Raw genomic sequence first — 12,973 nt, forward strand, 5'->3', positions numbered from 1 at the left:
TAGCGTGGACCATGAAGGCCTCCTGGTATGTGAAGCGGTTTCTTAGACAGCTCCACTTCACAACAGGAGGCCTTCGCCCTTCAACAGATCACACAGGATTCCCATAACAACGTCCCTGGACATCACACCTAGGAAGTGAGAGCTTATGTGTGTGGCCCGCTAAACCGCGGGCCACACACATGGCTTTTTCTTAGGCGAACGTCTTCGCAATATCTGGATTCTTGGCGATGTAGGCGGCAAGAAGTTCCTTGGCCACAGCGATGGAGTCAACGAGCGGATGGGAGGCGAGAGCCCGCCATGCAAGAGTCCGATCCCCGGTGAGGGCGGCATCGATGACGAGCTCCTCGCACGCCTTGACCTGGGTGACGAGTCCGAGCTCAGGTCCGATGAGTGGCGCCTGCCTCATGGGGTGGACGCCGGAAGAGTCGACAGCACACGGGACTTCGATAATCGCGTCCTCGCGAAGCTGGGGGATGAGGAGGGACTCGGCGTCGCTATTCGATACTCCGAGAATCATGCGGGCCGGGGTGCCGGTTGCGAGGGCGCTCATGAGTTCGAGCGCAACATGTTCGTAGCCGCCTCCCATATCCTCTTCGCGGCGTACCTCCCCTTCGTCTCGCGATTCCGCCATGTAGGTCGCCTCCCGCTCATTGTGGGTGCGGTTCCACAGCTCACCTGCCAGATGTGGGTTCGCTGCCGCCGCGTCATAAAACGCGCCCTGCTGTTGCTGAAGAAATTCTCCCCGGGTCTGCTCGTCGGAGATCTTCGCGACTGACTCGCGGTTGAAGTAGTAGTAGTACAGATACTCGTTGGGGATCATGCCGATGGCCCGTACCCAGTCGAAGCCGACGGTCCGCGCTTCCTCGAGGCGGTCGAGCCGATCATCGTCTGCGATGATCCCGGGTAGCAGTTCCTCGCCCTCGAAGGTGAGGGACCGGAGCCACCCGAGGTGGTTGAGTCCGATGTAGTCGTAGTTGACGTCTGACTCTGCGTGGCCGGTCACCGCTGCTGCTCGCCGGACGAGACCGATGGGGGTGTCGCAGATGCCGACAACGCGAGGATGAACGGTGCGCATGGCCTGCGTGATGATCCCGGCCGGGTTCGTGAAGTTGATGACCCACGCCTCCGGCGCATGGTGCCTTACCGTCTCGGCGAGTCTCATCGCCTCCGGGATTGTCCGGAATGCGTATGCGTAGCCGCCCGGGCCTACTGTTTCCTGGCCGAGGATCCCACGGTCGAGCGCCTCTCGTTCGTCGATGACGCGGCCGGCCGTGCCGCCGATCCTCATCGCCGAAAAGATGAAATCGGCGCCGCGGACTGCGTCGACCATATCTGTCGTTGTCGTCATGACGGGAAGGTTGCGATAACCAAGCTGGTGGGCGACATTCCTCATCACGGCAAGCCGTTCGGTCGACAGATCGTAGAGACACACCTCGGTCAGGTGAAGAGGCACGTCCGGATCTGCGAGCACGCTGAGGATCTGGGGGAGGCGGAACCCTCCGCCGCCAACAATGAGAAGTTTCATGGGTGAATCACCTGTACACCTGAGTTTCGAATGGAGTCAATGATGGGGCCTGTTGCGGTTGTGATCACGCCGTCGAAGGCGGTGACCGGGCAGATCTGGAGGATACCGGAGCCCGGAAACTTGTCCGGACTAGCGACAAGATAGGCGGCGGACGAATTGTCAAGAATGGCCTGCTTGATCGGAACCTCTGTTCCCGTCGAGTCCATGACAATGAGGTCATCCCGCACTCCCGATGTTCCGAGAAACGCGATATCCGCACGCAGCTGGGACAGCGCCTGCGCGGTGAGTGAGCCGACCATCGACAGGTACGAGGCACGCACGACACCGCCGAGAACAACAAGCTCGGTGGCCGGAGAGCTCCGGAGGATATCGACGACAGCGAGAGATGCGGTGAGAACCGTCAGTCGACGTCCGGATAACGCCCGGGCGACCGCAGCCGTCGTCGTGCCGATGTCGATGAGGACGATGTCTCCGTCATTAACGAGGCTCGCCGCCTTCTGACCTATAGCGATCTTGTCGGTGGCAGACTTTGTCACGATCTGCGCGTACGTGCGCGTATCTGCGTCGATCGTCCCGCCGCGGACACGGTGAAGCATCCCCTGACCATCAAGGTAGTCGAGGTCGCGTCGGATCGTTGATTTGGAGACGTGATAGCGCTCGGCGAGGGACACGACATCGAGTCCTCCAGTCTGGCGCACCTCGTCGAGAATGCGCCTCCTGCGTTCGGCGGGGAGCATACGAACGAGCATAATGAACGGCCCAAAAGCGCACAAGCACGCACATGACACCACTTGCGTTCATATCCCGGCCGGCTTTAGGCTTCGAGCATGCGTCACGTCACACACCGCCGTGGGCGACCGACCGTCTATGTCGCCGGTTCGCTGTTCCTCGACATCGTCATGTGCGGCCTCAAGCATGCGCCCCGGGCTGGCGAAGAGCAGTGGGTGGGCGGTAGCGGTGTCTCGCCGGGCGGCGTGGCCAATCAGGCGGTTGCATGCTCGCGTCTCGGCCTCAATTCTGCCCTCATCACCTACCTCGGGCTCGATCGGCCGGGCTCATGGGTTCGGGAAATGCTGACCGACGAGAGAGTCGACATTTCCTTCGCAGAGGATACCGAGAGGCAGAACATTACGGTGTCGCTTGTCCTCGACGAAGACCGCGCGTTCACAACTCACGGGAATGAAGATGTTCCTCTGCCGCAGGATGACGTGGATCCTCCCACGATCTTCATCGCCTCTTTGCCGTACCTCATACGGGCCGAGACGCAGATAGCCCGCTGGCGTGAGGCCGGAACACTTGTCATTGCCGACACGGGGTGGGACCCGACGGGGGAGTGGCCTCACGAGCACCTTGACGCCTTGAGGTTAGCCGACGTTTTTGTGCCGAACTGCGCGGAGGCTCAGCACTACACGCGAACCCTGACAATCGAGCAGGCAGCGGCGGCGTTGACAGCGTACGTCCCCACGGTCGTCGTGACATGCGGGGCGCAGGGCGTCCACGTTGCGCGCCGTGATGACGATAACATTGCCGACATGGCCTTCCCAGCGGTCGACGTAGACGCGATCGACACGACCGGCGCGGGTGACGCGTTCAGTGCGGGGCTCGCCGCCGGCCTATCGGTGGGAGTGCCGCTCACTGACGCTGTCCACCTTGGCCAATGTGCAGCGGCATGGACAGTGTGTCGAATTGGCGGGTCCTCCGCCGCTCCGACCATGGACGAGCTCGTCAACTGGGTGGAGGCAGACGACCGGCTACACGCGCTGGTTGGGGAATCAGTCCGGACGATTCAATCGAGATTAGACAGTGTGATGACGCAATGATGCGGTCAATGGAAGGAAGAACTGATGAGAACGAGCGCGAAATTCGTCGGACTCGGAGCAGCGGCGCTCCTGGTCCTCACGGCGTGCAATCCCTCTGCCGAGGACGAGGAGACCACAGAAGGCGGTGACGACACCGCCGAGGTCTCGACCGATATCTCCGAGGCTCCGGAGCAGACCCTCATCGTCTGGGATCAGGAGATCCGCGGCGGCCAGAACGAGCAGATGGAGCGTCTCAATGAGGCGTTCATGGACAAGTACCCGAACATCACAATTGAGCGGAACTCGCAGTCGTTCGAAGACCTGCAGACGACGCTACGCCTCGCGCTGTCGGGCGCGGATGCTCCCGACGTCGTCCAGGCGAATAACGCCCGGGCGATGATGGGTCAGTTCGTCGCATCCGATCAGATTCAATGCTTGGACGACTACTCGCAGGCCTACGGCTGGGAGGATCGATTCGGCGATATCCTCGCCTATTCGTCCTACTCTGATGATGCGACGACGTTCGGTGAAGGGTGTGTCTATGGCCTGCCGCAGGTTGGCGAGGTTGTCGGCATCTACTACTCGCAGTCGAAGCTCGATGAGCTCGGCCTCGACTACCCCGAAAACTGGTCTGAGCTTGAAGAGCAACTTCCGCAGATCTCGGAGGCGGGAGAGGTTCCGCTCGTGCTCGGCAATATCGATAAGTGGCCCGCGATCCACGTGTTTGGCGCGATCCAGGGCCAGCATGTCGACGCTGAGGAGATCCGCACTCTCGGATTTGGCAATCCCGGCGGCTCGTGGACGACCGATGGCAACATCGCCGCGGCCACCCAGCTTCAGGAATGGGTCGACGAGGGCTTCTTCAACGACGGTATTAACGGCGCTGACTACGACCAGGTGTGGCAGGACTTCGCCAACGGCGAGGGCGTCTACCTCATCGCGGGCTCCTGGCTCGCCGCAGACCTGAACGACGCAATGGGTGACGATGTGCATTTCGCACTGCCGCCGAGCGATGGCCCCACGACAACGGGCGGCACCGGTCTGCCGTTCGCCGTTACCTCCGCAGCCGACGACGTTGACGTTGCCGCTGCCTACATCGACTTCATCACGTCCGATGAGGCGATGGAGATCCTCGCCGAGACAGGCAACGTTCCAGTCCTTAACGCATCCAACTTCGCGGATGATGCTGACCAGGTCGTGGGCGACGTCATGACGGCCTTCGATGAGCTCATCGATTCCGGCAACATCGTGCCCTACCTCGACTGGGCGACAGCGACGATGGATCAGGTGCTCGGTGACGCACTCCAGAACCTCATCGCCGGCAACTCGACACCAGAAGAGTTTGTTGAGACCGTCGACGCAACCTACTCTGAGGCGACCAGCGAGTGACGTCTGCTGCTCCCGGGGTGTCCGGCGCCGCTGAGATCAGCGGCGCCGACCCTCGGCGCAAGCTCCGAACAAAAAAGCGCACCCGAATTGTCACAACACTGGCCCTCCTGGCCCTGCCGACAATCGTCTACAGCGCATTCATCATCTACCCGGTCATCCGCGTCATCGGCCTATCGCTGTGGCACTGGGATGGGTTGGGCACCGCCACGTGGGCGGGTTTCGACAACTACGCGGCAATCTGGGAGGACGACCGGCTGAGAGCCGCCTTCCTTCACGGTCTCGTCCTCATCTTCTTCTTCGCGGTCCTGCCGATCCTCATCGGGCTCCCGCTCGCCTCCATGCTCATTCGGTCCAGAGCACCCGGGCTCGGGTTCTTCCGAACCGTCGTGTTCCTGCCGCAGGTCATCGCCATGGTCGTCCTCGCGGTCGCCTGGCGAAACATTTATGCCATCGACGGGCCGATCAATACTGTACTCGGCTGGTTCGGCGTGCGAATGAGCGAGCCGTTCCTCGGTAGCTTCACGTGGGCACTGCCCGCTGTTGGTTTCATCGGCACGTGGGTCTCAACCGGCCTCGTCACAGTCCTTCTCATGTCCAGCATCGCCCGAGTTTCGGAATCGTATTACGAGGCGGCGACTATCGACGGGGTCGGCCCACTCGGCAAGTTCTGGTACATCACGTTGCCCGCAGTGCGCGCAGAGATTCTCGTGTCGATCACGCTAACGACAATCAATGCTCTCAAAACGTTCGACCTTGTCTACATGACAACAGCGGGCGGTCCCGGCACGTCGACGACCGTGCCCGCATACGAGGTCTACTACCAGGCGTTTCGCGCCGGCAGCGTCGGCACAGCATCTGCGCTCGCGGTCGTCCTCACTGTTCTCATCTTCGCGATCAATGTCGCCGTCAACGTTTTCGGTGAGAGGGAAAAGGGATGACGACCCGCGGCGAGCGCCTCAGCTCGTTTCTCATTCTCGCCCTGTTTGCGATCACGGCCCTCTACCCGATTCTGTCCGTCTTCGTCCGTTCGCTCGATTCGACTGTCGCAACCGATGATTCGTGGGGTCACATAGGAAACTACGTGACCGCATGGGATGACGGGAACTTTTCGCACTACATGAGGAACTCCGTCCTCATCGCCGTTCTCGTCGTGTCGACCGCTCTCATTCTGTCCCTCATGACCGGGTACGTCCTTGGCGTCATCCGCCCCAAAGGCGGCGACATCATTTTCTACACGTTCCTCGCAGGCATGATGGTGCCCTCCGAGGCCCTTGTCATCCCTCTGTTTTTCGACCTGCGTGACCTCGGGCTGACCGACACGATATGGGCGGTCGCGTTCCCCCAAATCGCTCAGTCGCTTGCCTTCGGCACGTTCTGGATGAGGGCGTATTTCCGCAACGTTAATCCCTCCCTTATTGACGCAGCACGGATAGACGGCGCAAGTGAATGGCAGGTCCTCTGGCGCGTCCTCATCCCCATGGGTCGTCCCGCCATCACCACTCAGCTCATGATCACGTTCATGTGGACGTGGAACGACTTCCTCATCCCGCTCGTCATGTCACCGACGGGAAAGTTCCGAACGGCGCCAATGAGCCTCGCATTCTTCGAGACCGCCCACACCTCATCCGCAGTCCTCATGGCGGCCGCCGCCGTCCTCGTCGCCGCCCCCATGATCGTCCTCTACATCTTCCTTCAGAAGTACTTCATCGCCGGTATGACAGAGGGTGCCGTCAAGGAGTAGCCAGCCAGGCTCTCCCGCGAGCACGAGTGAACTCCTGGTGTGCCGACACAAAACCACTGACCTCCTCTGTCGCCGCTGAGCATGTGGCATGGCGGGCCTGACATCGTGGCGTTGAGTTTCTCGATCGTTGCAGACTGACATGCGACCTGACGCGCCCGCCCGTCATGTTGTCGAAGGACGTGCACGATGTCGACTCCGTTCCTCGATGGAGGGCGCACGTGACAAATGGCTCTTTGTCATATCGCAATTCGGACTTCCACATGAGACTTCCGTGTAGAAATTCCCTAGCCTATCGCTGTGTTTCCGCGTGTTTATGCGTTTTTGTCGACAGCGCGCGTAGCTTTTCCCATTTTGTCGCCACGCAGATGAGGGGTTACATTTTACTCGTTCGCCCATCATGAGGCGGCGACCGACACGAGGGAGAGTTTGATGAAGAGAAGGTTATTCGCCGCCCTTGGCGCGACAGCACTGGTGCTGTCGGCTTGCAGCATGGGTGAGAGTGAGGAGCAGTCCGCAAGCGCCACGGACGATGATTCGGTTCGCGTCGGCGTGCTCCTCAAGACGCTATCCAGCGAGTACTGGAGCTATATGGCGGCCGGCGTTGAAGATGCCGCCGAAGATCTAGGCGTCGACGTCCAGCTCCAGGGCCCCGCCTCGGAGACGTCGTATGACGAGCAAACCAACATGCTCGAAACAATGCTCGCCGATGACTCGATGGATGCCATCGTGCTCGCCCCTCTCCAGCCCGATTCTGTCGTTGCCGTTCTCGGTGACACAGAGAAGCCGATCCTCTTCGTTGATACCGACGCCCCATACGACAATAAAGTGACGTACATCGGAACCGGTAACGAGGAGGCTGCTCGCGCTGGTGGCGAAGCCGCCGCCGCGCTTGCAGGTGAGGGCGCGGAGGCCGCCTGGATCGGCGTTGTCCAGGGCAACACGACGACCGATCAGCGCGAGGCTGGCTTCACCGCGGGCCTCGAATCGGGAGGCGTGACCGTCGTCGCCAAGCAGTACGCCGAGGGTCTCGCTGACAAGGCCGCCTCTATCGTGGAGAACATCCTCACCTCGAACCCGAATCTCACCGTTGTCGTGACTGCGAACGACGAGATGGCATCTGGTGCGGCGAGGGCCGCACAGTCCGCGGGCCGTGAGCTTGTCATCTTCGGCTTCGATGGCATCCAAGCCGGAGTCCAGAACGTCATCGACGGGACCGTGACGGGCACCGTCGCCCAGGACCCCTACGCCATGGGATACAAGGCGGTCGAGTCAGCCGTGGCCGCTGCTCGCGGCGAGACTCTTGATGAGTTCATCGACACGGGCTCGCAGATCATCACCTCCGAAAACGCGGAAGGTTACCTGGCGACGCTGCGCGAGCAGCTCGGCGAGTAAAGCATGTGTCGAGGGCGCGGGGTTCCCGCGCCCTCGACGTGAGCCGAAGGACGCACATGACGCCGATTGTCGAGCTACGTGGAGTGACGAAGAAGTTCCCTGGAGTTGTCGCGCTTCGCGACATGGGGATGCAGATCGAACCCGGTGAAGTTCACGGGCTCATCGGCGAAAATGGCGCTGGCAAGTCCACCCTCATCAAGGTTCTTACCGGTGTCCATCGCCCCGAAGAGGGCGAAATCTGGGTTGATGGAGTCGAGCATCGCTTCACGTCAGCTCAGCATGCTCAGGAAGCTGGCATCGCCTGCGTTTATCAGGAGCTCAATATCGTCCGGCAGGTCTCGATCACCGACAACATCTTCCTTGGCCAGCCCATCCGCACGAAGCTGGGACTTCTCGACTATTCGTCAATGAACGCGAAGGCGGCTGAGACCCTCGCGTCGATGGGGATCGATGTCGACGTCACTCGTCCGGCGGGGGTGTTCGGCATGGGAGTGCTTCAGATGGTCGAAATCGCCCGCGCTCTGCTACGCCGCGCGAAACTCATCATCATGGATGAGCCGACCTCATCGCTGGGGGAAACGGAGGTCGCGCACCTCAACCGGGTCGTCCATGACCTACGCGAGCGTGGGGTCGCAGTCCTCTTCGTGTCCCACAAACTCGAGGAGCTCTTTGAGCTCTGCGACCGGGTGACCGTCATGCGCGACGGCGAGCACATCTTTACTGAGCCCATGGAGGGTATGACGCACGATCGACTGATCCGGGCGATGGTCGGCCGGAGCGTCGACAGCCAGTTCCCCGACCACGTGCGAAAACAGGGTGAATCCGCAGTCCGATTCGAGAACGTGACATCTGCCGGCGCCCTCAAGAACGTGAGCTTTGACGCGCACTACGGCGAAATCCTCGGCTTCGCCGGCCTCGTCGGGGCCGGGCGGACGGAGACGATGAGGGCGATCTTCGGGGATCTGCCGGTCGACTCTGGGACGATCCATATCAACGGCCAGCCCGTCACGATCTCATCCCCGCAGGATGCGGCTCGGCGGGGGATCGCGTTCGTGACGGAGGACCGGAAGGGGCAGGGCCTCGTCCTCAACCAGAGCGTGGCCGATAATCTCATGCTCGCGTCCTTCCGCAGGGTCGCGCCCCATGGCTGGCTGTCTCCCGGTCGCGCCGAGGAATCTGCCGAGCGCACCGTTGCTCAGCTCCGGATCAAGACCCCCGATGTGAAGACGGATGCCGGGAAGTTGTCCGGAGGCAACCAGCAGAAGGTTGTCATCGGTAAGTGGATGAATTCCGACTCGGACATCTACCTGTTCGATGAGCCGACTCGCGGTATCGACGTCGGCGCCAAGGTCGAGGTCTACAACATCATGAGTAGCCTCGTCGCCCAAGGGAAGTGCGTCATTATGGTCTCGTCGGAGCTACCTGAGGTGCTCGGCATGAGCGACCGCGTCATTGTCATGCGCGGGGGCGAGGTCATGGCCACGATCAATCGTGGCGATCCTGACTTTAACGAGGACGACATCATGAAGGCTGCCTGGGGCAGAAAGAAGGAAGAAGCACTGTGAAGAACAGACGATTGACCGGGCTCCTGCGGGCTCTCGCCCCGCTGTTTGCCCTGATCCTTCTCATCGTCATCATGAGCTCGGTGACGGCTGAGTTCGCGACGGTCAACAACTGGATGAATGTCCTGCGGCAGACAGCCGTCAACGGACTCCTCGCAGCTGGCATGCTCCTCACGCTCATCACTGCTGGCATCGATCTGTCGGTCGGCACGAATGCGATCCTCTCGGCGGCCGTCATGGCCTATGTCATGATCACGCTCGAGGTGACGAACCCTGTCGTGCTTCTGTCCATGGCGCTCCTGTCCGGCACCCTTGTCGGCCTCGTCAACGGTGTTCTTCTCACAAAGCTCAAGCTGCCGCATCCGTTCGTGTCGACGCTCGGTATGAAGTACGTCCTGGCGGGCCTCGCGCTCTTTCTCCTTGCCACCCGCACGGTTGGTGGCTTCCCCGAGGGAGTGATGTTCCTCGGCTCGGCCGACCTTTTCAAAGGCAACGGATTCAACGGTTTCCCCGTGTCCTTCATCGCCATGCTCATTCTCTTCGCCGCGGTGCACCTGCTCCTCAACCGGACAGCACTCGGCCGGTCCATCTACGCCGTCGGCGGCAACCTTGAAGCGACCCGCCTATCCGGAATCAGCACTGACCGCGTTCTCATCTTCGTCTACGCCACAGCGGGCTTCTGCGCTGCCATCGCCGGCATCGTCATCGTCGGCCGTTCCGGTGTCGCGAACCCCTCGGCAGGCATGTCCGGCAACTACGAGACCGATGCGATCGCCGCCTGCATCATCGGCGGTGCGTCGTTCACGGGAGGCAAAGGTAACGTGTGGGGCACCCTTATCGGTGCTCTCATGATTTCCGTCATCCGCAACGGTCTCACGCTCATGAATGCTCAGTCCGACGTCCAGTTCATGGTCATCGGTGCTGTCATCATCGCCGCTGTCGCCATCGACGTCCGCCGCAACGCATCTGAGGAAAAGCGCCGCCGCCTCGCGGCGGTCTAATAGCCGTTTGCCGGCAGCCGTGCCAGGGCATGACCCGGCAGCGACCGCGCTATGGTGGGGCTATGGAACTTGAGAAGCTGTGGAGTGCAATCGGCTTGGACCATCGGCCGGATGGTGTCCTGTGGGATATGGATGGAACGCTCATTGACACCGAACCGAAGTGGCTCGCCGCGTCAATTGACGTCGTCGAGGAGAGCGGCGGGATCTGGCGCGATGACGAGGATGAGCGGGCGATCCTCGGCGTCTCATCCAGCGCCCACGCGAAGGCTCTCGCCCATGCCGTCACCCGCGGTACCGGTGAGCAGACCAACCCGGCGCCGCTCTTTGAACGCGTCGTTGCGTCCGTTGAACAGCATATGCGGGAGGGATTCGCTCTCATCCCGGGAGCATCTGACCTCATGGCGGCCTTCGCACAGGCTGGCATTCCCCAGGCCCTGGTCACCGCCTCACCCAAGGTCCTCGTGACGGCGCTTTTCGACGGGATCGAGGGTCATCCGCTGCAGACTGCCGTCACTGGTGACGACGATATCCCGGGTAAACCCGATCCCGCACCCTATCTCCTAGGCGCACGACGCCTCGGGGTCCCGATCGACCGTTGTCTCGCCTTTGAGGATTCTGAGCCGGGGCTCGCCGCGGCCCGCAACGCCGGAGCCACAACGGTCTCCGTCACTGAGACGCCGCTCGCGCGCTTTGTGCCCTTCCTTGAGGCATGATTGCTGAGGGGCTTGACCCGGCCCATGAGCCCTCCCGGAAGAGCGTCATTGTAATATGACACATATCTTTCCGTCCGAGCGTTAGATATAGTAGGTGGCAGTGCCGGGTGACCGGCTGACATCTTTGGATCGACAAGGCTACGGTAAAATTTGCGCACACACCTGCTCTCCCTGCTCCCGCGAACTCAAGACTTCACGATCATGCGCAAGCACTGGAGAGGCGACGTAGCCGCAGGGATCACGGTTGGTGTCGTCGCGCTCCCGCTCGCGCTTGCATTCGGGGTGTCATCGGGCGTGGGTGCCGCCGCAGGGGTTGTCACCGCGATCATCGCAGGTTTTGTCGCGACAGTATTCGGCGGTTCGAACCTTCAGGTGTCGGGGCCAACCGGAGCCATGGTTGTCATCATCGCCCCGCTCGTCGCGCTTCACGGTCCAGGCGCCGTTCCTCTCCTGTCGATTCTCGCTGGCTTCATGGTCATCCTCGGCGGAGTGCTGGGAATGGGCCGCGCAATTTCGCTCATTCCCTGGCCCGTCATTGAAGGATTCACCGTCGGCATCGCAACGATCATCGCGCTCCAGCAGCTCCCGAACGCCCTCGGTATCGAAGCGTCAAGGGAGTCGAACACGCTCATTGCCGCGGTCGATACGGTTCGGATGGCGGAGTGGCCGCAGATGGCGGCGCCGCTTGCGATCGCCACAGCCACCGTCCTCATCATTATCGCCGTTACGAGGTTGCTACCGGGCTGGCCGGCTTCCCTCATCGCTGTCACACTCGCAACGATCGTCGTGTTTGTCGCTAAAATCGACACGCCTCTCATTGGCGCGTTGCCGGACAGTCTGCCAGCACCCTCTCTACCGATTGCCAATCCGGGGCTCGTTGCTGAGCTTCTCCCAGGCGCAGCCGCGGTCGCCATCCTCGCTGGCATCGAGTCGCTTCTGTCCGCACGCGTTGCGGCGGGCATGGTCAAGGGCGAGCGCTACCACCCGGACCGTGAGCTCGTTGGCCAGGGCCTTGCCTCGGTTGCCTCGGGACTGTTCGGTGGAATGCCGGCTACTGGAGCGATGGCGCGTACGGCCGTCAACATTCGCGCCGGTGGACGAACCCGCCTATCCGTCATCATTCACGCGCTCTTCCTTCTCGCCGTCGTCTACCTCGCATCGGGTATCGTCTCGACGATCCCGCTCGCAGCCCTTGCCGGCGTTCTGCTCGTCACAGCGTTCAACATGATTTCGTTTGCGACCGCCCAGACCATCCTCCTGTCGACGAGGTCGGACGCACTCGTGTTCTGCCTGACTGCAGGCACGACGGTTGTGCTCGACCTCATCTGGGCGATTGGTGTTGGCGTCGCCGTGACGGGTGTTCTTGTTCTGCGTCACCTTGCGCGACAGTCGGGCGTCTACCGAGAGGACACCCCCGACCAGCGGCGCATCACCATCCTCCGTATCGACGGGGCCATGTTCTTCGGAGTCTCAGACCGAATCGAGTCCCAGATTCCCGAGTTCGAGTCCGTAGACGTCGTCATCCTCCGCCTGTCCAGGGTGGGAGTGATGGACGCTACGGGTGCGAAGGCCCTTGCCGATATTGCCGTGCGGCTACGCGAGGCGAACAACGAGGTCTTCATCAAAGGCATCGACGCCTCCCTCGTCGCCCTCATCGAGGAGGTTGGCGTCATCGACACGATCGGCGGGCCAGACCATCTCTTCACGGACCTCGACGATGCTCTCGCTGTAGCCCGCGCCATTGTCCGAGAGAAGGATGAGGAGCGCAGGCTACTCGCCGCGAAGATCGAGCGGGAGAAACACCGCGGTCCTGCCTAGGATGCCGTGTTCTCAGGCCCCGGGGCCGCACCC

11 protein-coding genes are annotated in these 12,973 nt (G+C 61.6%); 9 read left to right on the top strand and 2 right to left on the bottom strand.

The features are described from left to right. Positions 1–190: 190 nt before the first annotated feature. Positions 191–1,525, bottom strand: coding sequence for a family 4 glycosyl hydrolase (locus H7E91_RS09620; protein ID WP_182354887.1), 1,335 nt, complete (start codon positions 1,523–1,525; stop codon positions 191–193). Then, entirely contained in the window at positions 1,522–2,262 is a 741-nt protein-coding gene (locus H7E91_RS09625) for a DeoR/GlpR family DNA-binding transcription regulator (protein WP_182354888.1), read from the bottom strand. The genes H7E91_RS09620 and H7E91_RS09625 overlap by 4 nt, the downstream gene beginning before the upstream one ends. A 90-nt stretch (positions 2,263–2,352) precedes the next feature. On the opposite strand from H7E91_RS09625, the gene H7E91_RS09630 reads away from it, so the two are divergent. The 9 genes from H7E91_RS09630 to H7E91_RS09670 all read left to right on the top strand — a co-directional run bounded on the left by H7E91_RS09630 (position 2,353) and on the right by H7E91_RS09670 (position 12,940). Then, positions 2,353–3,345, top strand: a complete 993-nt coding sequence (locus H7E91_RS09630; RefSeq protein WP_182354889.1) for a carbohydrate kinase family protein — start codon at positions 2,353–2,355, stop codon at positions 3,343–3,345. 24 nt (positions 3,346–3,369) lie between these two features. Then, positions 3,370–4,713 (top strand): ABC transporter substrate-binding protein, encoded by a 1,344-nt coding sequence (locus H7E91_RS09635; RefSeq protein ID WP_182354890.1) that lies wholly within the window; start codon positions 3,370–3,372, stop codon positions 4,711–4,713. Then, positions 4,710–5,651 carry a carbohydrate ABC transporter permease gene (locus H7E91_RS09640; RefSeq protein WP_338401790.1) on the top strand — a complete coding sequence of 314 codons (942 nt, stop codon included), beginning with the start codon at positions 4,710–4,712 and terminating at the stop codon, positions 5,649–5,651. Before H7E91_RS09635 ends, H7E91_RS09640 begins: the two co-directional genes overlap by 4 nt. Further along, a complete protein-coding gene (locus H7E91_RS09645) occupies positions 5,648–6,454 on the top strand; it encodes a carbohydrate ABC transporter permease (protein WP_182354891.1) in 807 nt (268 codons plus the stop codon). The genes H7E91_RS09640 and H7E91_RS09645 overlap by 4 nt, the downstream gene beginning before the upstream one ends. Before the next feature lie 429 nt (positions 6,455–6,883). Further along, positions 6,884–7,846, top strand: a complete 963-nt coding sequence (locus H7E91_RS09650) for a sugar ABC transporter substrate-binding protein (RefSeq protein WP_182354892.1) — start codon at positions 6,884–6,886, stop codon at positions 7,844–7,846. Positions 7,847–7,902: 56 nt separating this feature from the next. Further along, entirely contained in the window at positions 7,903–9,411 is a 1,509-nt protein-coding gene (locus H7E91_RS09655) for a sugar ABC transporter ATP-binding protein (protein ID WP_182354893.1), read from the top strand. Beyond that, on the top strand, positions 9,408–10,409 hold the full coding sequence (locus H7E91_RS09660; protein ID WP_206680411.1) for an ABC transporter permease subunit: 1,002 nt from the start codon (positions 9,408–9,410) through the stop codon (positions 10,407–10,409). The genes H7E91_RS09655 and H7E91_RS09660 overlap by 4 nt, the downstream gene beginning before the upstream one ends. A gap of 62 nt (positions 10,410–10,471) precedes the next feature. After that, on the top strand, positions 10,472–11,122 hold the full coding sequence (locus tag H7E91_RS09665) for an HAD family hydrolase (RefSeq protein ID WP_182354894.1): 651 nt from the start codon (positions 10,472–10,474) through the stop codon (positions 11,120–11,122). A gap of 201 nt (positions 11,123–11,323) precedes the next feature. Continuing rightward, on the top strand, positions 11,324–12,940 hold the full coding sequence (locus tag H7E91_RS09670; RefSeq protein ID WP_182354895.1) for a SulP family inorganic anion transporter: 1,617 nt from the start codon (positions 11,324–11,326) through the stop codon (positions 12,938–12,940). The last annotated feature ends 33 nt before the right edge of the window (positions 12,941–12,973 follow it).

Source organism: Flaviflexus huanghaiensis (assembly GCF_014118685.1).
Taxonomy (GTDB): Bacteria; Actinomycetota; Actinomycetes; order Actinomycetales; family Actinomycetaceae; genus Flaviflexus; species Flaviflexus huanghaiensis.